We start from the raw sequence: 23,250 nt of genomic DNA, 5'->3' as shown, positions 1-23,250 counted from the left end.
TGTCATCCATCACGCCCCGGCGACGGCGGCCAGTGCGTCGGGCAGGGTGAAGCGACCGGCGTAGAGGGCCTTGCCGACGATCGCGCCCTCCACCCCCTGCTCGACGAGACCCGAGATCGCGACGAGGTCGTCGAGTGCGGACACACCACCCGAGGCGACGATGGGTGCGGACGTGGCGGCGGCAACCTCCGCGAGCAGGTCGAGGTTCGGTCCGCCGAGAGTGCCGTCCTTGGAGACGTCGGTGACCACGTAGCGGGCGCAACCGTCGCGGTCGAGTCGGGTCAACACCTCCCAAAGGTCACCCCCGTCGGTGACCCAGCCGCGGCCACGCAACCGATACGACTCGCCGTCCCGGATGACATCGAGACCGACGGCGATGCGGTCACCGTGGCGGTCGATCGCTCGCGCGCACCAGTCCGGGTTCTCCAGCGCGGCGGTACCGAGATTCACCCGCGCACACCCGGTGGCCAACGCGGCGTCCAGCGAATCGTCGTCGCGGATACCGCCGGAGAGCTCCACCTTGACGTCGAGCTCGCCGACGACCCCGGCGAGGAGCTCACGATTGTTACCCCGACCGAAGGCCGCGTCGAGGTCGACCAGGTGGATCCACTCGGCTCCGTCGGTCTGCCAGGCCAGTGCCGCGTCTCGTGGCGACCCGTACGACGTCTCGGTGCCGGCGGCACCCTGGACGAGGCGGACGGCCTGACCGTCGGCGACGTCGACGGCCGGGAGGAGTTCAAGGGTCTTACCCATCGGTGGCGGAGTTCCTGTCTGTCGGTTCGGTGCGGCCCGGGTTCGGGTTGGGCGGTATCTGGGGCGAGGTGGGCGGCGCCTGAGGCGGTCGGGCGGTGTGCTGTTCGGTGGCCGCACGCGCCGCAAGGATCTCGCGTTCGGCCGTGGCGATGATCCGGCGAGACACCGTACCGATCGCCGCGATCATCGCCAACACGGCGATCAGCGCGACGACCAGGCCGGCGACGGGTGACCACTGCGCGATGAGCAGGATGATCGGGATCGACACCAGCAGCACCAGCACCCCGGCACCCAGGGAGTACAGCACCATCTTGCCGAAGGAGAAGTGCGTGTCGTGAAGGCTCATCGGAGCGATTGCACCCAATTGCGGAGCAGATGGGCCCCGGCGTCTCCAGATTTCTCGGGATGGAACTGTGTGGCTGCGAGCGCACCGTTCTCGACTGCGGCGAGGAAGCGGCCGCCGTGGTGGGCCCAGGTCAGTTTCGGCGCAGCCAACGGGGTGCCCTCGTTGTCCATCTCCCAGCTCTGTGCGGCGTAGGAATGCACGAAGTAGAAGCGGGTGTCGTCGTCGAGGCCATCGAACAGCAGCGAGTCGGCCGGGGCGTCGACGGTGTTCCAGCCCATATGGGGCAGCACCGGGGCGGGCAGTCGGCTGACTGTGCCGGGCCACTCGCCGCAGCCGTCGGCCTCCACCCCGAACTCGACGCCGCGTTCGAACAGGATCTGCATACCCACGCAAATACCCAGAACGGGCCGTCCGCCTGCGAGGCGCTGGTCGATGATCCAGTCGCCCTTGACCTCCACCAGGCCCTCCATGCAGGCGGCGAACGCACCCACACCGGGTACCACCAGGCCATCGCAACCGATGGCGGTGTCGCGGTCGTCGGTGACCGTGACGTCGGCGCCGGCGCGTTCGAGCGCCCGCTGGGCCGACCGCAGATTGCCCGAGCCGTAGTCGAGGATCGTCACCGCGGGGGCGCCGGCCATCACAGCGCTCCCTTCGTCGACGGCACACCCGTAACGCGGGAGTCGTACTCGGTGGCCGCGCGTAACGCGCGGGCGACCGCCTTGAACTCGGCCTCGGTGATGTGATGCTGATCGCGTCCGTAGAGCACGCGGACGTGCAGTGCAATCCGTGCGTTGAGCGCGATCGATTCGAAGACGTGGCGGTTGATGACCGTCGAATACGGCACGCCCGGGTAGCCGCCGATCACCGCGGTCAGCAGGTGATCGGGTTCGCCGGTGTGCACGCAGTACGGCCGGCCGGAGACGTCGACGACGGCGTGCGCAAGCGTCTCGTCCATCGGGATGAAGCAGTCACCGAAGCGGCGGATGCCCTTCTTGTCACCCAGCGCCTCCCCCAGAGCCTGCCCCAGCACGATGGCGGTGTCCTCGATGGTGTGGTGACCCTCCACCTCGACGTCGCCGGTGGCCTCGACAGTCAGGTCGAAGCTGCCGTGCTGACCGAAGGCGGTCAGCATGTGGTCGAAGAACGCGATCCCGGTCGACACGTTGGTGATGCCGGTGCCATCGAGGTTGAGCTCGACGACGATCGACGACTCCTTGGTGGCGCGTTCGACGCGCGCGATCCGCGGTGCGGGCGTGGTGGTCACTCGGTTCTCTCCAGGTCGGTGGCTGCCAGGGTGCGGCTGACGGCGAGAAACGCGTCGTTCTCGGCTGCCAGTCCGATGGTGACACGCAGGTGTCCGGCGATGCCGACGTCGCGGATCAACACGCCGTCGTCCAGGTAACGCTGCCAGCTCGCCGGGGCATCCCGGAACGGGCCGAACAGCAAGAAGTTCGCGTCGGAGTCGATCACCCGGTACCCGGCCGCCTCGAGTTCGGCCGCGACCCGCTTGCGTTCGGCGATGATCGCCGCGACACCGGCGAGGGTGTCGTCGCGGTGGCGGAGCGCGGCGCGCGCGGCTGCCTGGGTGAGCACCGACAAGTGATATGGGAGCCGCACCAACTGCAACGCGTCGACGATGGCCGGCGACGCCGCGAGGTAGCCCAGACGTCCGCCGGCGAAGGCGAACGCCTTGCTCATCGTGCGGCTGACGACCACCTTGGTCGGGTACTCGTCGATCAACGCCACGGCACTGGGTTGTTCGGAGAATTCGCCGTAGGCCTCGTCGACGACGACGATGCCGGGCGCCACCCCGACGATGGCGCGCAGTTGGTCGTTGTCGATCGATCCCCCGGTGGGGTTGTTCGGCGAGGTCACGAAGACGACGTCGGGGCGCCGGTTGGTCACCTCGGCGACCGCGTAGTCGACGTCGAGCGAGAAATCGGACGCGCGCACCGCGTGCAGCCAGGTGGTGTCGGTGCCGTCGGAGATGATCGGGTGCATCGAGTAAGAAGGGACGAACCCGAGTGCGCTGCGGCCCGGCCCGGCGAAGGCCTGCAACAGCTGCTGCAGGATTTCGTTGGAACCGTTTGCCGCCCAGAGATTCTCGGTGGTGAGCGCAACCCCGGTCGCCTCCGTGAGGTACTGGGCCAGGTCGGCGCGCAACGCGACGGCGTCACGGTCGGGGTAGCGGTGCAGTTCCGCGGCCGCCGTGCGTACCGATTCGGCGACGTCGGCGATCAGGGCGTCCGACGGCGGGTGCGGGTTCTCATTGGTGTTGAGCACCACGGACACCTTGAGTTGCGGTGCGCCGTAGGGGCTCTTGCCGCGCAGATTGTCGCGCAACGGCAGGTCGTCGATGGTCACGCCGAGCCCGGGAACCACCGTCTGCGGAGTGCTCACGCCTGCCCTCCGACGAATCGCTGCTTGATCGCATCACCGTGCCCGGGAAGATCTTCCGCATCGGCCAGGGTCACGACGTGGTCGGCGACATCGCGCAGCGCAGCTTCGTCGTAGTCGATGACGTGCACGCCTTTGAGGAAGGTCTGCACCGACAGCCCGGAGGCGAATCGAGCCGAGCCCGACGTCGGCAGAACGTGATTGGACCCGGCACAGTAGTCGCCGAGGCTCACCGGAGCGTAGGGCCCGACGAAGATCGCGCCCGCGTTGTGCACCCGGTCGGCGACTGCGGCGGCCTCACGGGTCTGGATCTCGAGGTGTTCGGCAGCATAGGCGTCGACCACGGCGAGGCCCGCCTCGAGGTCGTCGACGAGCACGATGCCGGACTGCTTGCCCGACAGCGCGGTGGTGACCCGTTCCCGGTGCTTGGTCGCGGCCACCTGCGCATCGAGCGCCTCGTCAACGGCGTCGGCGAGTTCGGCACTGTCGGTGACGAGCACCGAGGCCGCGAGCACATCGTGCTCGGCCTGACTGATCAGATCGGAGGCGAGGATGCCCGGATCGGCGCTGTCGTCGGCGAGGATCGCGATCTCGGTGGGTCCTGCCTCCGAGTCGATGCCGACCACACCTCGGCAGAGCCGCTTGGCGGCGGTGACATAGATGTTGCCCGGACCGGTGATGAGGTCGACCGGGTCGAGAACCGAGCGCGGGTCGTCGGCCGCATCGGTGTCGATGCCGCCATAGGTGAGCAGTGCGACACCCTGCGCACCACCGACCGCCCACACCTCGTTGACGCCGAGCAACGCGCACGCGGCGAGGATCGTCGGATGCGGCCAGCCACCGAACTCCTTCTGCGGCGGCGAGGCGATGACGAGCGAACCCACCCCCGCTTCTTGTGCGGGGACGACGTTCATGATCACCGACGACGGGTACACGGCGTTTCCGCCGGGCACATAGAGCCCGACCCGACGGACCGGAATCCACTTCTCGCTGACCACACCCCCGTCGACAACCTGTGTGCGCGTGGTCTCACGGCGTTGATCGGCGTGCACCATCCGGGCGCGGCCGATCGACTCGCGCAGCGCGTCGGCGACCGCCGGATCGAGCCGGTCGAGGGCGTCGGCGACAACGGCCGCGGGCACCCGCACCGACGGCGGACGCACACCGTCGAACTTCTCGCCGAAGCCGAGCGCCGCGTCGGCGCCCTGCTCAGAGACCGCGTGCACCACCGGCGCCACCGTATCGAGGACGGCGTTAACATCGGTGCCCCCGCGCGGCAGCGCACGTCGCAGCTCGGCGAGCGTGGGCGCGGTGCCGCGCAGGTCGGTTCGGGCGAGCATGATCATCTCCTGTTGTGCTGGGATTTCCCGTCCAGGATATGGGGTGACACCACCCGGTTTCGAATCCGGTCGGTGGCGCCGAACGCAAACGCGCAACCGCCGCGTTCTCGCGCATGTCGCGAGGTGCGCCCGAACGCGATGGCGGCGCGGATGATCCGGTCAGTTCACCGGCGTCGGCGCGGCGATGTCGAGCCCGAGATCGAGTGCGGTCACCGAATGCGTGAGTGCACCGACCGCCAGGTAGTCCACACCGGTGCGGGCGTAGTCGGCGGCCATGTCCAGCGTCAGGCCACCGGAGCTCTCCAGTTTGGTCTGCGGCGAACGCGTGTTGCGTCGCTGCACGGCCATCTGCGTCTCCCAGAGAGCGAAGTTGTCGAGCAGAACCAACTGCGGTTCGAGTGCCAACACCTCGTCGAGCTGGGCCAACGAGTCGACCTCGACCTCGACGGGGAGGCCCGGCGCGGCCGCCCGGACCGCGGACAGGGCCGCGCTGACCGATCCGGCCGCGGCGACGTGGTTGTCCTTGATGAGTGCCGCATCGCCGAGCCCCATGCGGTGGTTGACTCCCCCGCCCGAGCGGACCGCGTACTTCTGCAGGTGCCGAAGCCCCGGCAGGGTCTTGCGCGAGTCGCGGACCTGCGCTGCGGTGCCGTCAACAGCCGCCACCCACCGGGCAGTGGCGGTCGCGATTCCCGACAGGTGGCAGATGATGTTGAGCGCAGTCCGTTCCGCGGTGAGCAACGAACCAGTGGGTGCATGTACGCCGAGCACCACCTCACCGGGCCCGACGTGCGTACCGTCCACGACTGCCGAGGTGACCTCATAGGCACCGGCACCGATGACCTCATCGAAGACGGCCAGCACCACCGGAAGCCCCGCGATGACACCGGCGCCACGGCTCGCGATGGCGGCATCGGTCATCGCGTCGGCGGGCACGGTCGCCGCAGTCGTCACATCCGGCCGGTGACGCAGGTCCTCGTCGAGGGCCGTCCGGATCAGCGTGCGGACCTCGTCGGTGATCTCCAGACCGAGTTCATCGACGGCACCGAGTTGTCCGACGAATCCCTCACTCACCGGAACCCGGATTTCCGATGGCGATCATCCGTTCCACGCTCTTACGCGCTCGCTCGGCCACATCGTCGGCGACGAACACCTCGTCGCGCCCCTCGCGCAGTGACCGCAGTAGCGCGGCGGGCGTGATCATCTTCATGTACGGGCAGGATGCGCGGTCGTTGACGGCCTGGAAGTCCACCCCCGGCGCCGCCTTGCGCAGCTGGTGCAGCATGCCGATCTCGGTCGCCACCAGCACCTGCTTTGCGCCGGTTTCGCGAGCAGCGTCCAGCATGCCGCCGGTGGACAGGATCTTGACCTTGTCGGCGGGCACCGCACCTTCGCCGGCGAGGTACAGGGCCGAAGTGGCGCAACCGCATTCGGGATGGATGAACAGGTCGGCGTCCGGATGACTGCCGGCCTGGTCGGCCAGTTCGTCACCGTTGATGCCCGCGTGCACGTGGCATTCACCGGCCCAGATGTGGATGTTGTCGCGCCCGGTCACGCGCTTGACGTGCGCGCCGAGGAACTGATCTGGCAGGAACAGCACCTCGCGGTCGGGATCGATCGACGCGACCACGTCGACGGCATTGGACGAGGTGCAGCAGATGTCGGTGAGCCCCTTCACCTCGGCGGTCGTGTTGACGTAGGAGACGACGACGGCGTCGGGGTGCTCGGCCTTCCACTCGCGCAACTCGTCGGCGGTGATCGAGTCGGCCAGCGAACATCCGGCGCGCTCGTCGGGGATCAGCACCCGCTTGCGGGGGCTGAGGATCTTGGCGGTCTCGGCCATGAAGTGCACACCGCAGAAGATGATCTCGTCGGCGTCGACCTCGGCGGCGATGCGAGACAGCGCCAACGAGTCGCCCACGTGGTCGGCGACGTCCTGGATCGCCGGCAGTTGATAGTTGTGCGCCAGCAGCTTCGCATTGCGCGCTCGGGCGAGACGGCGCACCTCGTCGGCCCATTCCGGTGTGGGCTCCACTCCGGTGTATCCGCCCGGACCGTCGGTCCAGTGCCCATCGGGCAGCCCCACGGTCTGCGTCTCGACCATGACGGGGCGGTCGCTGGTGATGCTCATCTGACACTCCTCACACGTGCGGGTCCCGGGTGGCTGTTCCCGGCACCAGAGTTTTCGACTGGCGATCGAAAACGCTGCCCATGGTAACACCGGTCACAGCTGCGGCATTCCCGTGCACGATTCGAGTAGTCGACTACGCGTTTGCTTCGCACGAGCGAAACCTAGCGTCGGGGATGTACCACTCATCCGCCCAGGTCCGGCCGCAACAACCCTGGCGAGGCGGGCCGTAAAGAAGATTGCGAGCAGCGTGATGACCGTTTCCCCGTACGACGACGCACTGTCCACTCCGCCGCGCACCATCCTGCCGCCACGGACATCGAATCCCGCGGATCGCCGCGCCGACGCCGCCGTCGCGCGCCGTGAGGCGGCGCTGGCGCGGCTGGCCGCTCGCCGGATGCCGTTGCCCGGACAGCCCGCACCACCGCACGCCCAGCACCGCCCGACGGTACGGCGCCCCCTCGACGACGCACGTGTTCGAGGACATGTACGGCTGGTCGTCGAGCCGCGCGACATCGTCGAGCAGTCGGCTGCCATCCCGGCCGCCACACCCCGCCCGGCCACAGCCGTGCCCGAGGCGGCACCCCGACGCCGACCGGGGCTGACCGAGCGCGAGATCCAGGTGTTGCGGACCTGGTTGCTCACCGACTCCAAGATCGTGGTCGCCGAGGAACTGTCGATCTCGATCGGCACCGTCAACACCCACCTGACGCGTATCCGCGCCAAATACACCGCGGTGGGACGGACAGCACGAACCAAGGCCTCGCTCGCGGCACGCGCCATCCAGGACGGCATCATCGCTCTCGACGATCTCTGAGACCCGGATGGTCGGTGCGGGTCGGCGCGACGTCGCCGCCATACAATCGACGCCATGCCGACGCCCCCGCCGAGTGCGCCATCTACCGGCGGGCCGCCCGTCGAAGTCGAGACGCTGACCGCTGTGTTCCAGGTCCGCGACATCGCTGCGGGCACCGAGCCGGCGCTGTGTGTCCTACTCGCCGATGACGGGAACTCGGCTTGGCGCCTGCCCGGCGGCGCCGTGGCGGCCGAGGAACCACTGGACGTCAGCGCACGCCGGGCCGTGGCCGACACGGTGGAGATCACCACCATCGCCCACCTCGAACAGCTCGCCGTGTTCTCCGATCCGGCCCGGGTCCCCGGCATCCGCACGATCGCCTCGACCTACCTGGGCCTGGTGCCCAGCGATGCCCCGACCGAGCTCGCCGTCGACTCGGCGTGGCATGCCGTCGATCACCTCCCTGCCCTGGCCTATGACCACGATCGGATCGTGGACGCCGCGCGCCACCGGCTGGCCGCAAAGCTCTCCTACACCAACATCGCCTTCGCCCTGGCCCCCGCTCGCTTCCCGATGTCACAGCTTTCGGAGATCTACTGCGCCGCTTTGGGTTATCCAGTGGACACCACCAACCTGCTCCGCATCCTGAGCCGCCGCGCCGTAGTGGTGGCCACCGGCACCGTCGGCAAGACCGGACGCACCGGCGGGCGGCCGCCGGCGCTGTATGCGTTCGCCGACGCACAGTTGCGCGTCACCGACGAGTTCGCGACGCTGCGGCCGCCGATGTGACCGGACGTGCGACCACACGTCCCGCTGATCACCCGCGCACAAGCCCTTATCTCCTCACCGACCGCTGGACCGCGTCAGTATCTCGGCGGCCCCGTCGGTGACGGCGATCGTGTGCTCGCTGTGCGAGGTACGGGACCCATCGGCCGACCGGATCGTCCAGCCATCCGGGTCATAGATGATCCGCGAGGTGGATTGGGCCAGCCACGGTTCGAGCGCCAGGGTGAGCCCGGGCCGCAGCGCCAGCCCTTTGCCTCGACGTCCGAGGTTGGGCACATGCGGGTCCTCGTGCATGGTGCGACCGAGGCCGTGGCCGCCGAACTCGGTGTTGACCCGAAAGCCACGCGAGGTGCAGACCTTGCCGATCGCCGCCGAGATGTCGCCGAGCCGATTACCCGGGCGTGCCGCGTCGATTCCGGCGGCCAATGCCAGCTCGGTGGTCTGCACGAGAAACTCATCCTCGTCGCGGGCGGCGCCCACGATCACGGTACGAGCCGAATCGGCCACCCAGCCATCAATCGAGACGGCGATGTCCATACTCAGCACGTCGCCGTCGGCGAGCGCGCAATCAAACGGAAGGCCATGCAGCACAGCATCGTTGAGGGATAGGCAGATCACATTGCGAAACGGCCCACGCCCGAAGGACGGCGCATAATCCCAATAGCAGGACACCGCACCACGCCGACGGATGAGCTCGCGGGCCCGCATCTCGAGGTCGAGCAGATTGACTCCGGGAGCCGCCAGACCAGACAGGTCGTCGAGCAGGTCCGCGATGAACCCACCGGTGGTTCGCATCGCGGCGATTTCGTCACGCGACTTCAGTTCGATCACAACGCCCTCTCCAGGTCACCCGCCCATGGTCACCCGATGGCGGTCGGTATTTAAATACCACAGTAGAAGAGGTGGTGGTATTTTCATACCGGTGCAGCTCAGCGGCTGGACCACTAAGGTGAGTGCATGGTTCGCGCACCGCTGACCCCAGAGCAGATCGCCGCCGGACGCCGGCTCGGCGCGGTGCTGCGGGAATGGCGCGGCCCTCGCACCGTGGCCGAGGTCGCCGAAGGGGCCGGGATCTCACCCGAGACGCTGCGCAAGATCGAGAGCGGGCGGCTGCTGACCCCGTCGTTCGCCACGGTTGTCGCGCTGAGCCATTCGCTCGATGTACCGGTGGAACTGCTCGCCGACGCGGTTGCCGGGGCCGCCCCGATGCCGAGTGCCCGGTCGACCGTCTAACGGGTACTACTTGCCCTTCGTGACGCCCTCCGCAAGCTCCAGGCTCCTCAGGGAACAGTAATCACGCTCGGCCAACGCCTCGCTACTCAGGGAGCGGGTGCCGACAGCGTGTTTTCGGGTATCGAGGGCAGATCTCCGACGCCGAGATCGGCCCGGCGAGCCGCGAGCGTGACGCCGAGATACACCAGCGCGGCGGCCAGCGGCGCGCACACGAACAGAGCCCAGGGACCGCCCGTGCCGCCGCGGACCGCACCGTCGAGCCAGAGGTCGGGCACCACGTCGAAGGTCGAGCCGACCGGCAGGGCACGCGGGTCGTCGAAACGCCAGTCCGCCACCCAGGTGCCGACGGCGGCCGCGATGAGCGACCCGATGGTGGTGGCCACCACGAGCACCCCGAACCCCACCGGCCCGCGCCATGATCGAGCAGTTGTCCACCCGATGATCACCGACACCACGCCGTAGCCGAACAGCAAAAGGGCAAAAGTACCGACAGCCGCGAACTCGGACCCGAATGCGCTGGCCGGCACCACGGCAGAGCCCTCCGACACCACGCGCCCACTGAGCGCCGGGGTCACCGCCGCCCAGAGCGCGCCGAGCACGACTCCGAGCAACATCACCGTCACGGCCACCGCCACGAGCCCGGACACCGACCGGTGGACACCGCGGCGTGCATCCGCACCGCCAGACAGATCGTCGTCGGAGACGACCGGTGCCGGATCGGTCATCGTTGCCCCAGCTCGGTCGAGTCGACCGTCCCGTGCCGCGAACATCGTGCTCCCCAGCCGTCCGGGCGTACCTGCACCACCATGCGCCGGCCGCATTGCCCGCAGAAGCGCGGTGGCTCCAGACCGAGGCGGGCGGCCGCCGGTATCGCGTCGGCCGACTGCAGCTCCAGTTCCAGTCCCGTGTACACACCGAAGCGGCAGGGCTGCGCAAGCGGGCCGGGGACCTCGAGCGTGGAGTGCAACGGTCGGGGCATTGCCGCCGAACCCGGATTCGTCATCGACATGGTCACCTGTTCGAGCCTAGATGCTGTCGTTGAGTGCCTTGATGGGCATCGACAGATCGGTCAGCAGGTCGAGGTCTTCCTCGGCGGGCCGTCCCAGGGTGGTCAGGTAATTGCCGACGATGACGGCGTTGATGCCGCCCAGGATGCCCTGCTTGGCGCCGAGGTCACCGAGGGTGATCTCGCGTCCGCCCGCGAAACGCAGGATGGTGCGCGGCAGCGCCAGACGGAACGCGGCCACCGACTTCAGCGCCTCGGCCGCCGGAAGCACGTCGAGGTCGCCGAACGGGGTGCCGGGACGCGGGTTGAGGAAGTTCAACGGCACCTCGTCGGGCTCCAACGCCGCCAGGTCGGCGGCGAACTCGGCTCGCTGCTCGAGACTCTCACCCATCCCCAGAATGCCGCCACAACACACCTCCATGCCGGCTTCACGCACCATGCGCAGCGTGTCCCAGCGCTCCTCCCATGAGTGGGTGGTCACCACATTCGGGAAGTGGCTGCGCGCGGTCTCGAGGTTGTGGTTGTAGCGGTGCACGCCCATGTCCTTGAGCTGATCGACCTGCTCCTGGGTGAGCATGCCCAGGCTGCAGGCGATCTGGATGTCCACCTCGTTGCGGATGGCCTCGATTCCCGCGGCGACCTGGCTGAGGAGCCGCTTGTCCGGGCCCCGCACGGCGGCGACGATGCAGAACTCGGTGGCGCCGGTCTTGGCGGTCTGTTTGGCGGCCTCGACGAGCGATGGGATGTCGATCCAGGCACTACGCACCGGGGAGGTGAACAGACCGGACTGCGAACAGAAGTGGCAGTCCTCCGGGCAACCGCCGGTCTTGAGCGAGATGATCCCCTCCACCTCGACTTCCGGCCCGCACCAGCGCATCCGCACATCGTGCGCGAGCTGCAGCAGTTCGGTGAGTCGATCCTCGGGCAAACGCAGCACCTCGAGCACCTGGGCCTGATCGAGGGCCTGGCCCTTCTCGAGAACCTGTTCACGGGCGACGGCAAGAATGTCGTCGGCGGTCTGCAAATGCGATGTGCCGGGGGCGACGGGGGCCTGGGTCACGGGAGAACTCCTTGTCTGGACTGTTGAACGATGGGCTGGGTTGCTGTCGGCGAGAATCGGGTGCCGTCGGCGAGAATCTGGGAGGCTTCGGCGGGCAGAGATCTACAGTGCCGTCGGGGCGACGTGGGTTGCCGCCGGCCGGGTGGGTGCGAGTTCGCGGGCCGTCCATTCCCGGTCGAACCAGGCCGGCGCCCGCCGACGGAACTCCGCCGGGTCGAGGGCACCGGCACCGTCCGGGATGACCCCGACGACAGGGGCTCCGCTCAGTCGGGGCAGGTCGTCGCGGTTGCAGCGCATGGCGAGATCGGGTTCCGTCGGCCAGGAACCGATCACCAGACCCGCGACGCGCAATCCGCGTGCGCGGACGGCGCCGACGGTCAGCTCCGCATGATTGAGGGCCCCGAGTCCGGCCGGGACCACCACCAGAACCGATGCGCCGACATCGGCGCACAGGTCGAGCAGGGTCAGCTCCGGCGCCAAGCGCACCATGACCCCACCGGCGCCCTCGACGAAGGTCACGTCGTGGTTCGCGGCCAGGCGATCGATGGCTGCGCGGGCGACGGCGCGCTCGAGCGGCGGCACACCGGCCAGCCGCGCGGCGGTCTCCGGCGCGAGGGGATCCGGATAGCGGGCACACTCGGCGGTGCCCAGCGGCCCGACGAGGTCCTCGATCACAGCCAGATCGCCGGGTTGTCCGGGCATGACGCCGGTCTGCGCGGGTTTGCACACCGCAGGGTTCACACCCGCCGCGCGGGCGGCGGCCACCAGCGCAGCGGTCACGATCGTCTTGCCGACGTCCGTCGAGGTGCCCGCAACCGCCAGCACGTTCTCCGACGCCGCGGTCATCGGGCACCCACCGTGCGCAAGGCATCGAGCACGATGCGCGCGACCCGGTCGATCGTCACGTCGTCGAGATCGGCACGCACTGTCAGCCGCAACCGCGAGGTCCCGGCGGGCACCGACGGCGGACGGAAACACCCGACGAGCACACCTCGTTCGCGGCACGCAGCAGCCGCGGCCACCGCGGCGTGCGGATCCCCGACGATCAGCGAGACGACGGCAGCAGCGGGCGCCGGGGCACCGATGGCGTCGGCCAGTCGAGCCGCGTTCTCACGCAGTCGGTCCGGCATGGCGGGATCGGCACGTAGCAGCCGCAGCGCGGTGTGGGCCGAGCCCACCGCGGCCGGGTTGAGGCCGGTGTCGAAGATGAATGTGCGCGCGCGGTCGACGAGGTGCGATCGAAGCAGCTCGGGTCCGAGCACGACGCCGCCCTGGGCACCCAACGACTTGGACAGCACGGTGGTCATGATCAGGTCAGGGGCACCGGACAGGCCGTGTTCGGCGATGAGCCCACGCCCGCCCGGACCGCGCACGCCGAGCGCATGCGCCTCGTCGACGAGCAGCGCCGCCCCGCAGTCGCGTGCGACGGCATACAGGTCGGCCACCGGTGCCGGTTCGCCGTCGATGCTGTACACCGAGTCGGTCACCACCAGCGCGCGCTGCTCGGTGCGAGCGCGCAGGGCGTCGTGAACGGCCTGGTGATCACCGCGGTCGACCACGACGACGCGTGCGCGCGAGAGCCGACATCCGTCGATCAACGACGCGTGGGTCCCGGTGTCGCTGACGATCAGGTCGCCGCGTCCGACGAGGGCGGTGATGGCGCCGACGTTGGCGAGATATCCCGACGAGAAGGCCAGCGCGCTGTGGAACCCGAGGAAATCGGCGAGGTCGTTCTCCAGCTCGATGTGGGCCTCAGTGGTTCCAACCACCAGTCGCGAGGCTGTGGCACCGGCCCCCCACTGCGCCAACGCCGCCTGCCCACCGGCGACGACCTCGGGGTGCGTGCAGAGCCCGAGGTAGTCGTTGGAGGCGAGGTCTACGACCGGGGTGTCGGCGCGTCGAACGATGGGATCGCGATGCAGACCGGCGGTCCGCACCCGGTCGGCCTCGTCGGCGAGCCACCCGAGCGCCCCCTGTTCGGTGGCGCCCGCGCCGATGGCCGGATCGGCTCCACGAGTGGCGATGTCGGTATCGGTGAGCTCGGTCGTGGTCATCAAGACATCACTCCCACGGTGTGGTCGGCGGACAGACTGGCGGCGACGGCGGCGTGAACTCCACGGCAGATGGTGGCGATGTCGTCGGCGGTGCAGATGAACGGCGGCATCACGTAGACGTTGTTACGGAACGGCCGCAACCAGACCCCCGCGTCGACGGCCGCGGCCGTGGCAGCGACCATGTCGACCGGGCGGTCGAGTTCAACGACCCCGATGGCTCCGCGGACGCGGACATCGGCAACCCCCGGCCGCGCCGCGAGATCGCCGAGCCCGGCGCGCAGACCCGATTCGATGGCCTGCACGCGGGCCCGCCAGTCCGAGGCGAGCAGTTCCTCCACGGAGGCGACGGCCACCGCACAGGCGAGTGGATTGGCCATGAAGGTCGGGCCGTGCGCGAGCCCACCGGCCTCCCCCGCGCTGATCACCTCGGCGATCTCACTGGTGCACATGGTGGCCGCCAGCGTCAGGTAGCCGCCGGTCAGCGCCTTGCCCAGGCACATGATGTCGGGGGTCACGCCGGCATGGTGGGCGGCGAACAGTTCGCCGGTACGACCGAATCCGGTGGCGATCTCGTCGAAGATCAACAGCACACCCGACTCGTCGCAGATGCGCCGGAGTTCGGAGAGATAGCGCGGGTCGTGGAACCGCATACCGCCCGCCCCCTGCACGACGGGCTCGACGATTACCGCGGCGAGCCGTTCCCGGTGCTCGGCGACGGCTGTTTCCAGGACGGCGACGTAGCGCTCGTCGAAATCACGCGGGGGCGGGGGCACGAACACCTGATCGGTGAGGACGTCGGTCCACATCGCATGCATCCCGCCGTCGGGATCGCACACGCTCATCGGGGCGAAGGTGTCACCGTGGTAGCCACCCCGCCAGGTCAGCAGTCGATGTCGCCGGGGTTCGCCGCGGCTGCGCCAATACTGCACGGCCATCTTGACCGCGACCTCTACCGACACCGAGCCGGAGTCGCAGAAGAAGATCTTGCGCAGATCGGGCGGGGTGATCTCGACCAGCAGTTGAGCCAGTCGCGCCGCGGGTTCATGGGTGAGACCGCCGAACATGACATGTGACATCGATTCGACCTGCTCGGCGAGCGCCGCATCGAGCACCGGATGCCGGTAACCGTGGATCGCCGCCCACCACGAACTCATCCCGTCCACCACGTGTCGCCCGTCGGCCAATTCGATCCGGACGCCCCGGGCACCCCGAACGACGATCGGCGCCACTGCCGCCGGCAGAGCGCCGTACGGATGCCAGATGTGCTCGGCATCGATGCGGCTGATGGTGGCATCGTCCACGCCGGATCACCCTCACGAGTTTGTCGGGGCGCGTATGCGCCGGGATTACCTGATCCTGAACGCTGTACAGGATCAATGTCCTGGACACTGTACAGGTATTTTCCTGAACGGTGTACAGGACCCTTATCCTGGCCGGGTGAGCAACAGTCGAGCAGACGTCCTGCAGGCGGCGCGGGAGATCCTCGCCGAGCACAGCCTGGCCGATCTGTCGATGCGGCGTCTGGCCGCCGATCTCGGCGTCCGCCCGAACGCCCTGTATTGGCATTTCCCCAACAAGCAGTCCCTGCTGGCGGCGCTGTCGGACGACATCCTCGAGCAGATCCCAGCGGCACCGCAGGATCTGGGTTGGGATCAGCGCCTGGCCTACCTCGCCACGGGCCTGCGCGCTGCCCTGCTCGACGTCCCCGACAGCGCGGAGATCGTGTCCTCGAGTTGGGCCAGCGGACTGTCGGCGCGGACCATTGCGGGGCAACTGGCGGCGGTGGCGCGGGACGGCGGACTCGACGAGCGTGACGCGCAGGCCGTGGCGACCGCCGTGTGCCAGCTGACCATCGGGTTGACGATCGAGGAGCAGACCCGGTCGCAGATGGAACGACTCCAGGTGACCGGACCATCCGGACGCGACTTCACCGCGGAGTTCTCCGGCGGTCTGAGCGTGATCCTCGACGGTGCCCGGATGCGGGCACAACGTCTGACGACCGTCGCCGGCGTACCGCAAGGTAAAGAAAAGTAAAGGTCAGCGCGGGTACGACACTCGCCTCGGCACGCCGCGTCGAATCGAGATCTCGGTGCGGCGGCATGTAGATTGCTGGGCGGACCTACGGCCTCTATCACGTGGTGACCACCGGCCGGGTCCGATTGCGACAACCCGGCCCCAGCGGCCACCGATAACAGAAGGACGCATCCAGGCAGTGGCAGCCCCTATCCACACCGCCACCCCGGCCGGTCCGGCTCCGGCGGACAACGTGCCCGCGTACCGCACCGACCTCGACGGTCTGCGCGGCATCGCGATCGCGTTGGTCGCCTGCTTCCATGTGTGGTTCGGCCGGGTGTCGGGCGGGGTGGACGTGTTCCTGGCCCTGTCCGGCTACTTTTTCCTGGGCTCGCTGCTGCGTCACGCCATCCACAGCCAGGCCACCCATGTGACGCTGCGCGACACCATCAATCCGTGGCCACGTCTCAAACGCCTGCTGCGGCGCCTGATCCCGGCACTGTTCACGGTACTGATCGCCGTTGCCGTCCTGACCGTGATCATCATCCCGCAAACCCGCTGGGTGAGTATCGGGCGCGAACTCATCGCCAGCGCCCTCTACTACCAGAACTGGCATCTGGCCTTCAATTCCCAGGACTATCTGGCGGCCAGCTCGGCGAACAGCCCGTTGCAACACATCTGGTCGATGTCGGTGCAAGGCCAGTTCTTCGTGCTCACCATGCTGGTCGCGCTCGCCTTCGCGGCATTGATCAAGCTCTGCGCGCGGTTTCTCGCGCCGGTGGCCGAACCCCGGGTGATCCGGGTTGTGGTGGGTGTCGCCGTGCTGGCGGTGGCGCTGGTCTCCTTCTATTGGGCGCACATGCGGATGGGCGTCAACCAGCAGTTCAACTACTACGACACCTTCTCCCGCGTCTGGGAGCCGCTGGCCGGGGGCCTGCTCGCCATCTGGTTGCCCAGTTGGCGCGTACCGCGATGGCTCCGGACGGTTGCCGCGATCGTCGCGCTGGCCCTCATCGTGACCTGCGGCTGGTGGATCGACGGCGTGAACGCGTATCCGGGGCCGTGGGCGCTGGTCCCCGTCGGTTCCACGCTGCTGATCATCTGGGCGGGTGCCACCGCGTTGGAGCGTCCGCGACCCGGCTCCGATGGTCCGCAGGGGCTGCCGCCGGTCAATCGCATGCTCGCCAGTCGGTGGCCGGTGTGGCTGGGCAGCATCGCCTACGCCCTCTACCTCTGGCACTGGCCGCTGTTGATCTTCTATCTGACCTGGCGAGAGAAGAACCATGCGAGCGTCCTCGAAGGTGTCGGCCTGCTCACGGTGTCGGTCGGGTTGGCATGGCTCACCAAGCGCTACATCGAGGACCCGCTCCGTGGCGGGCGCTCCGAGCCGTCGCATGCGCGTCGCGACGGTCGGTATCGGTGGCTGACCTACACATCGGTTGTGACATCGATTCTGGTCATCGGCACGTTGGTGACCGGCATCGGCATCAAGGTGTGGGACCACCGGGTGTCCACGATGGTGGTGGACACCAGAAACCTGGACCCACGGACCTACCCGGGGGCCCGCGCGCTGCTGAACGGGTGGCCCGTTCCCGCGGTCGACCCGCAGCCGTCGCCGCTGATGGTCACGCAGGATTTCCCGGAGACTTCTACCGATGGCTACATGAGCAACTTCGAGGACCCTGAGATCCATGTCGGCGTCTACGGTGACCCGAACGCCACCGAGACCGTCGCACTGATCGGCGGATCACACGCCGAGATGTGGATCTCGGCGCTCGACGAGCTGGGCCGGCGTAACCACTTCAAGGTCACCACCTACCTCAAAATGGGGTGCCCGATGTCGACCGAGCTGGTCCCGAAGCAAGACGGCGTACCGTATCCGCAATGTCACGACTGGGTGATGCGGGTGATGAAGAAGGTGATCGCCGACAAGCCGACCGCGGTGTTCACCAATTCGACCCGGCCGCGTGATTATCAGCCCGGCGACTGGGTGCCGCCCACCTACACCCCCATCTTCGACGAGTTCCTCGACGCCGGCATCGAGGTGTTCGGCATCCGCGACACACCGTGGCCGCACAACGCGAAAGGCTTGATCGACACTCCGACGTGCCTGGCCGACGGCGGCACCGCGACGAGCTGCGCCACGCGCCGCGACGTCGCGCTCGCCCCGAAGGACCCCGCGCTGGCCCTGGCTGCCACCCGCCCGGGCTTCCATGCCCTGGACCTTTCCGACGGGGTCTGTGACGCCGAACTGTGTCCGGCGATCGTCGGCAACATCGTGGTTTACAAGGATTGGCACCACCTGAGCGCCACCTATGTCCGTAGCCTCACCGATGAGCTGGGACGGCAGATGGCCGCGGCCGCTCCATGGACCGGCCCAGCGGCGCCGAGATAGTCGCCCACGCCACACCAGCGCGCGATCGCTCCGAGATGAACCCCCGACCATTGACGGCTAGTGTCATGTCATGGAATCGCCGAAGGCCGAGATGACCCCGTCGCCGGCCCCCGACGCGGATGGGCGGGACTCAGCCGAACCCGCCGAGATGGTCGACATCCCCACACCCGGCACCTGGTCTCCCAGCAGTACGGAATCGACACCGTTTGTCGTCTGGCCGGGCAACGCTTACCCGCTGGGCGCCACCTATGACGGTGTGGGAACCAATTTTTCGCTTTTCTCCGAGGTCGCGACCGCGGTCGATCTCTGTCTGATCGACGCGACCGGCGTGGAGCAACGAATCCGACTCGAAGAGGTCGACGGATACTGCTGGCATTGCTACCTGCCCAACATCGGGCCGGGTCAGTTCTACGGGTTCCGGGTACACGGCCCCTACGACCCGGCGCAAGGTTTACGGTGCGACCCGAGCAAGCTGTTGCTCGACCCGTACGGCAAGGCATTCCACGGCGATTTCGACGGCGACCCGGCGTTGTTCTCCTACGCCATGGCCGACCCTGACGAGCACGCCCCGGAACCCGAACCCAGCGCCGAATCCGGCGAGGGGCCCTCGGGCACGGCAACGTCGTCCGCAGCACCGGCCGCCACTGTCGAGGACGCGGAAAATCAGGTCGATGCAGCAGTCGACGCCGACACGCCCGTGCAGACCGACCCCGTGCGAGCCACCAGCGGTGAACCGAGCCCGGCAACGACGAGTACCGCCACCCCCAGCGTGCCGATGGCGTCGGCACATCCCACCGACATGCCGCAACTCGACTCGCTCGGCCACACCATGGTCTCGGTGGTCATCAACCCATACTTCGACTGGCAGAACGACCGACCACCACGTCACCCCTACCACCAGACAGTCATCTACGAGGCGCATGTCAAAGGGATGACGGCGACTCATCCCGACGTACCCGAACATCTCCGCGGCACCTACGCCGGATTGTGCCACCCGGTCATCATCGATCATCTGAAATCACTCGGGATCACCGCCATCGAACTGATGCCGGTGCACCAGTTCATGCAGGATTTCGTCCTGATCGACAAGGGCCTCCGAAACTACTGGGGCTACAACACTTTCGGCTTCCTCGCGCCGCATCTTGAGTACGCCTCGCAACCCGAACAGCCGGCCGCGGCGGTAACCGAGTTCAAGGCCATGGTGCGCGAGTTCCACCGCGCCGACATCGAGGTCATCCTCGACGTGGTCTACAACCACACCGCCGAGGGCAATCACCTCGGCCCCACGATCTCGTTCCGCGGTATCGACAATGCCGCGTATTACCGTCTCGTGGACGGCAATGCCGAGATGTACATGGACTACACCGGGACGGGCAACAGCCTCAACGGACGTCACCCACACACCCTGCAGTTGATCATGGACTCGCTGCGCTACTGGGTGCTCGAGATGCATGTCGACGGGTTCCGCTTCGATCTGGCGTCCACGCTCGCCCGCGAACTGCACGACGTGGACCGGCTCTCGGCGTTCTTCGATCTGGTGCAACAAGATCCGGTTGTCAGCCAGGTGAAACTGATCGCCGAACCATGGGACGTCGGCGAAGGCGGCTACCAGGTGGGCAACTTCCCACCATTGTGGACCGAATGGAACGGCAAGTACCGCGACACGGTTCGCGACTACTGGCGCGGGGAACCGTCCACGCTCGGCGAGTTCGCGTCCCGCCTCACGGGCTCCTCCGATCTCTACGAGGCCACCGGTCGACGGCCACTGGCGAGCATCAACTTCGTGATCGCCCACGACGGTTTCACCCTGCAGGATCTGGTGTCCTACAACGAGAAACACAACAGCGCCAACGGTGAGGACAACCGGGACGGGGAGAGCCACAACCGCTCGTGGAACTGTGGGGTCGAGGGACCGACCGACGACCCGGATGTGTTGGCGCTGCGTGGCCGCCAGCAACGCAACATCCTGGCCACCCTGTTCCTCTCCCAGGGCACACCGATGTTGGCCCACGGAGATGAACTCGGCCGCACCCAACAGGGCAACAACAACGTGTACTGCCAGGACTCCGAGCTCTCCTGGATGGACTGGGCGCTGGCCGAGAAGAACGCCGACCTGCTCGAGTTCACCCGCAAGGCGATCAACCTGCGCACCCGACACCCGGTGTTCCGTCGGCGGCGGTTCTTCGCCGGCAAACCGATCCGATGGGGCGAGCAGACGCTGGACATCTCCTGGCTGACCCCGGCCGGCCAGGAGATGACCTCCGAGGACTGGGACAGCGGGTTCGGCCGCAGCCTCGCGGTGTACTTCAACGGTGACGGGATCGGAGAGCCGGACGAGCGCGGCGAGAAGATCGTCGACGACAGTTTCATCGTCTGTTTCAACGCCCACGACGGCGACATCGACTTCACGCTCCCACCGTCCTCCTGGGGCACAGAATGGGTGGGCGAACTCGACACCACCGATCCGACCGGCACCACCGACATGACCGCCACCGCCGATTCGGTGGTCACCGTGGGCGCGCGCTCGGTGTTGGTCCTGCGCAGGACGTCGTGAGTCGACGGTGATGGCCACTCCCTCACCACCCGGCGTCGGCGGGCAGCGGGAGCCCGTCGCCACCTACCGGATCCAACTCACCCCCGACTTCGGTTTCGCTGACGTCATCGGCATCCTGGATCACCTGGTGTCCCTCGGGATCAGTCACGTCTACCTGTCCCCGATCGGACGGGCCACGGCCGGTTCGACACACGGCTACGACTGGGTGCCGCCCCCGGCGGTGTCGCCGACGCTCGGTGGACTCGACGGGCTCCGGGAGCTCCGCGCCGCGGCACGTACCGCCGGTCTCGGCCTGATCGTCGACATCGTCCCGAACCACACCGGGGTCGCCGACGTCACGCAGAACCCGTGGTTCAGCGACCTGCTGCGCTACGGTTCGGCGTCCCGCTATGCCTCGTGGTTCGATGTGGACTTCTCCACCGCCAACGGGGCCGACGGCAAGATCGCCCTGCCCGTCCTCGCGGCCGACGGCGACCTGTCCTCGCTCACCGTCTCCGATGGTCACCTGCACTATTACGATCACGCATTTCCCATCACTCCCGGCTCGGCCGCGGCCGGCAACCCGATCGACGTCCACGAGCGACAGCACTACCGACTGGTCCCCTGGAACAGCGGACTGATCGGGTACCGCCGATTCTTCACCGTCAACGAACTCGCCGGACTGCGGCAGGAGGAGCCGGCAGTCTATGCAGCAACTCACGACTGGCTGCTCGATCTGATCGACGAGGACCTCATCGACGGTGTGCGCGTGGACCATCCCGACGGACTCTGGGATCCGCAATCTTATCTGCGTAGGCTGCGCAGCGACGTAGGCGAACGCCGGTTGCTCTACATCGAGAAGATCCTCGCCCCCGACGAACCACTGGAACCGTCACTGCCGGTCGACGGCACCACCGGCTACGATCAACTGCGCATCATCGACGGGGTGTTCACCGCGCCGAGCGGAATCGTCGAACTCGGGGAGATCCATGAGCGGATCACCGGGCAACCCGGTGACTCCGACTGGCTGCACCGCACCGAACGCGCACGCAAACTGGCCACGTTGCGCGAGATGTTTCCCACCGAGCATCGTCGGCTGGTTCGGGCGATCACCCACTCCGATCCGTCTGCCGACGCGGCAGCCGTGGCCGATGCCACGGCCGAACTCATCGCCGAACTCGGTGTGTACCGCGCCGACTATCCCGCGCTGCGCTCCCGGCTCGAGCGGGTGGCCTCGGCCATCGCCGTGCGGATTCCGCGGCTCGCCGAGGCGCTGGAGTTGGTGGTCCGCGCCACCGCGAGCCCCGGTGCGGCAACCTCGCGACTGGCCCAGACGTGTGGCGCGGTGACCGCCAAGAGCGTCGAGGACAGCCTTTTCTATCGCACGGCGCGGCTGGTGTCGGCGCAGGAGGTGGGTGGCGATCCGGCCGACCCCACGGTGAGCATACGAGACTTTCACGCCCACAACATCCGTCGTGGCACGCAGTGGCCGTGGGCGATGACGACCACCGCCACGCATGACACGAAGCGCGGCGAGGATGTCCGCGCTCGCATCGCGATACTGACCCAGGTGCCCGAGCGATGGTCGATGGTGGTATCCGACCTGTGGAAGATGGCTCCGCCACCCGACGATCTCACGGGATACTTCCTGTTGCAGAACATCATCGGAGTGTGGCCAATCCAGGGGCCGGTCGACGACATCCTGCGCACCCGCATCACCGATTACGCGACCAAGGCGGCCCGAGAGGCGGGACTGCACACCACGTGGACCGAGGTGAACGAGGAATTCGAGTCCGACCTCGCCGAGTGGATCATCGCGATCACCACCGGTACTGCGGCGCAGACGATCTCGGCGCTGGTCACCGAGATCACGCCGAGCTGGCAGTCCGAAGCGTTGGGCCGCAAGTTGATCGCCCTACTCGGACCGGGCGTCGGCGACATCTATCAGGGCACCCAGTGGTGGGATGACTCGCTGGTGGATCCGGACAATCGCCGCCCAGTCGACCACAACCGCTCGACAGAACACCCGAAAACCCACCTGATCCAGGCTGCGCTACGGGCGCGCACCGCCCATCCCACCGCATTCGGCGCAGGCGGCGACTACACGCCGATCCACGCCGACGGTCGGGGTGCCGACCACGTGATCGCGTTCGCACGCGGAGCGAGCGGCCGCGCCGAGGTCATCGTGATCGCAACCCGACTCACCCACAGCTTGTCCGACACCGGCCGCGCGGCAACGACCCTCACCCTTCCCACCGGCCGGTGGGAAGACGTGCTCGGGCCCGCCCCCGGACGGACGATCGACGGCGGTGTGCCGACCGCACTCACTGAGCTCGCCACTTTTCACGGTGTGGCGTTGCTGACCCGAACCGACTGACAAACGGATCGTCACCGGCCGGCCGGTGGC

General features: G+C 67.9%; 22 protein-coding genes. 7 read left to right on the top strand and 15 right to left on the bottom strand.

What is annotated here, in order from left to right:
* Positions 1-9: 9 nt before the first annotated feature.
* From priA to nadA, 8 genes are all read right to left on the bottom strand, one after another.
* Positions 10-753, bottom strand: coding sequence for a bifunctional 1-(5-phosphoribosyl)-5-((5-phosphoribosylamino)methylideneamino)imidazole-4-carboxamide isomerase/phosphoribosylanthranilate isomerase PriA (gene priA / locus VX037_RS11385; protein ID WP_328714288.1), 744 nt, complete (start codon positions 751-753; stop codon positions 10-12).
* The gene (locus VX037_RS11380; protein ID WP_328714286.1) at positions 746-1,099 is read right to left on the bottom strand and encodes a hypothetical protein; all 354 of its coding nucleotides are present in this window, start codon (positions 1,097-1,099) and stop codon (positions 746-748) included. Before VX037_RS11380 ends, priA begins: the two co-directional genes overlap by 8 nt.
* Positions 1,096-1,740: an imidazole glycerol phosphate synthase subunit HisH gene (gene hisH, locus VX037_RS11375; RefSeq protein WP_328714284.1), complete on the bottom strand. Its 645-nt coding sequence runs from the start codon at positions 1,738-1,740 to the stop codon at positions 1,096-1,098. The genes VX037_RS11380 and hisH overlap by 4 nt, the downstream gene beginning before the upstream one ends.
* Complete coding sequence (hisB, locus tag VX037_RS11370; protein WP_235723163.1) at positions 1,740-2,366, bottom strand: imidazoleglycerol-phosphate dehydratase HisB; 627 nt, start codon at positions 2,364-2,366, stop codon at positions 1,740-1,742. Before hisB ends, hisH begins: the two co-directional genes overlap by 1 nt.
* Positions 2,363-3,502 carry a histidinol-phosphate transaminase gene (locus tag VX037_RS11365; RefSeq protein ID WP_328714282.1) on the bottom strand — a complete coding sequence of 380 codons (1,140 nt, stop codon included), beginning with the start codon at positions 3,500-3,502 and terminating at the stop codon, positions 2,363-2,365. The genes hisB and VX037_RS11365 overlap by 4 nt, the downstream gene beginning before the upstream one ends.
* A complete protein-coding gene (gene hisD, locus VX037_RS11360) occupies positions 3,499-4,839 on the bottom strand; it encodes a histidinol dehydrogenase (RefSeq protein WP_328714280.1) in 1,341 nt (446 codons plus the stop codon). Before hisD ends, VX037_RS11365 begins: the two co-directional genes overlap by 4 nt.
* A 159-nt stretch (positions 4,840-4,998) precedes the next feature.
* Positions 4,999-5,913 (bottom strand): carboxylating nicotinate-nucleotide diphosphorylase, encoded by a 915-nt coding sequence (nadC, locus tag VX037_RS11355; RefSeq protein ID WP_328714278.1) that lies wholly within the window; start codon positions 5,911-5,913, stop codon positions 4,999-5,001.
* Positions 5,906-6,970 carry a quinolinate synthase NadA gene (gene nadA, locus VX037_RS11350; protein ID WP_328714276.1) on the bottom strand — a complete coding sequence of 355 codons (1,065 nt, stop codon included), beginning with the start codon at positions 6,968-6,970 and terminating at the stop codon, positions 5,906-5,908. Before nadA ends, nadC begins: the two co-directional genes overlap by 8 nt.
* Positions 6,971-7,220: 250 nt before the next feature.
* Between nadA and VX037_RS11345 the strand changes: the two genes are divergently transcribed.
* A complete protein-coding gene (locus VX037_RS11345) occupies positions 7,221-7,784 on the top strand; it encodes a helix-turn-helix transcriptional regulator (protein WP_328714274.1) in 564 nt (187 codons plus the stop codon).
* A 54-nt stretch (positions 7,785-7,838) separates the two neighbouring features.
* Positions 7,839-8,552, top strand: coding sequence for an NUDIX hydrolase (locus VX037_RS11340; protein ID WP_287015015.1), 714 nt, complete (start codon positions 7,839-7,841; stop codon positions 8,550-8,552).
* A gap of 54 nt (positions 8,553-8,606) precedes the next feature.
* On the opposite strand, the gene map is transcribed toward VX037_RS11340, so the two are convergent.
* Positions 8,607-9,380: a type I methionyl aminopeptidase gene (gene map / locus VX037_RS11335; RefSeq protein WP_266061035.1), complete on the bottom strand. Its 774-nt coding sequence runs from the start codon at positions 9,378-9,380 to the stop codon at positions 8,607-8,609.
* Between the two features lie 126 nt (positions 9,381-9,506).
* Between map and VX037_RS11330 the strand changes: the two genes are divergently transcribed.
* Positions 9,507-9,782, top strand: coding sequence for a helix-turn-helix domain-containing protein (locus tag VX037_RS11330; RefSeq protein WP_235723171.1), 276 nt, complete (start codon positions 9,507-9,509; stop codon positions 9,780-9,782).
* A gap of 86 nt (positions 9,783-9,868) precedes the next feature.
* On the opposite strand, the gene VX037_RS11325 is transcribed toward VX037_RS11330, so the two are convergent.
* The 6 genes from VX037_RS11325 to VX037_RS11300 form a co-directional block, all read right to left on the bottom strand.
* On the bottom strand, positions 9,869-10,507 hold the full coding sequence (locus tag VX037_RS11325) for a DUF2567 domain-containing protein (RefSeq protein WP_328714273.1): 639 nt from the start codon (positions 10,505-10,507) through the stop codon (positions 9,869-9,871).
* A complete protein-coding gene (bsaP, locus tag VX037_RS11320; RefSeq protein WP_328714389.1) occupies positions 10,504-10,791 on the bottom strand; it encodes a biotin synthase auxiliary protein BsaP in 288 nt (95 codons plus the stop codon). Before bsaP ends, VX037_RS11325 begins: the two co-directional genes overlap by 4 nt.
* Before the next feature lie 16 nt (positions 10,792-10,807).
* The gene (gene bioB / locus VX037_RS11315) at positions 10,808-11,848 is read right to left on the bottom strand and encodes a biotin synthase BioB (RefSeq protein WP_328714271.1); all 1,041 of its coding nucleotides are present in this window, start codon (positions 11,846-11,848) and stop codon (positions 10,808-10,810) included.
* Between the two features lie 102 nt (positions 11,849-11,950).
* Positions 11,951-12,694, bottom strand: coding sequence for a dethiobiotin synthase (gene bioD, locus VX037_RS11310; protein ID WP_328714269.1), 744 nt, complete (start codon positions 12,692-12,694; stop codon positions 11,951-11,953).
* Positions 12,691-13,902 carry an 8-amino-7-oxononanoate synthase gene (locus VX037_RS11305; protein WP_328714267.1) on the bottom strand — a complete coding sequence of 404 codons (1,212 nt, stop codon included), beginning with the start codon at positions 13,900-13,902 and terminating at the stop codon, positions 12,691-12,693. The genes bioD and VX037_RS11305 overlap by 4 nt, the downstream gene beginning before the upstream one ends.
* Entirely contained in the window at positions 13,902-15,203 is a 1,302-nt protein-coding gene (locus VX037_RS11300) for an adenosylmethionine--8-amino-7-oxononanoate transaminase (protein WP_328714265.1), read from the bottom strand. Before VX037_RS11300 ends, VX037_RS11305 begins: the two co-directional genes overlap by 1 nt.
* Positions 15,204-15,339: 136 nt before the next feature.
* Here VX037_RS11300 and VX037_RS11295 point away from each other — a divergent pair, with 136 nt between their 5' ends.
* From VX037_RS11295 to treY, 4 genes are all read left to right on the top strand, one after another.
* Positions 15,340-15,936, top strand: coding sequence for a TetR family transcriptional regulator (locus VX037_RS11295; RefSeq protein ID WP_328714263.1), 597 nt, complete (start codon positions 15,340-15,342; stop codon positions 15,934-15,936).
* 178 nt (positions 15,937-16,114) lie between these two features.
* The gene (locus tag VX037_RS11290; protein WP_328714261.1) at positions 16,115-18,310 is read left to right on the top strand and encodes an acyltransferase family protein; all 2,196 of its coding nucleotides are present in this window, start codon (positions 16,115-16,117) and stop codon (positions 18,308-18,310) included.
* Between the two features lie 70 nt (positions 18,311-18,380).
* Positions 18,381-20,864 carry a glycogen debranching protein GlgX gene (gene glgX, locus VX037_RS11285; protein WP_328714259.1) on the top strand — a complete coding sequence of 828 codons (2,484 nt, stop codon included), beginning with the start codon at positions 18,381-18,383 and terminating at the stop codon, positions 20,862-20,864.
* Between the two features lie 10 nt (positions 20,865-20,874).
* Positions 20,875-23,220 (top strand): malto-oligosyltrehalose synthase, encoded by a 2,346-nt coding sequence (gene treY, locus VX037_RS11280; protein ID WP_328714257.1) that lies wholly within the window; start codon positions 20,875-20,877, stop codon positions 23,218-23,220.
* Positions 23,221-23,250 lie beyond the last annotated feature (30 nt).

Origin of the sequence: Gordonia sp. Z-3 (genome assembly GCF_036233855.1) — a bacterium.
In the GTDB taxonomy this organism is placed as follows: Bacteria; Actinomycetota; Actinomycetes; order Mycobacteriales; family Mycobacteriaceae; genus Gordonia; species Gordonia tangerina.
The sequence above is the reverse complement of the archived record's forward strand: the minus strand, read 5'-3'. Positions and strand labels throughout refer to the sequence as shown.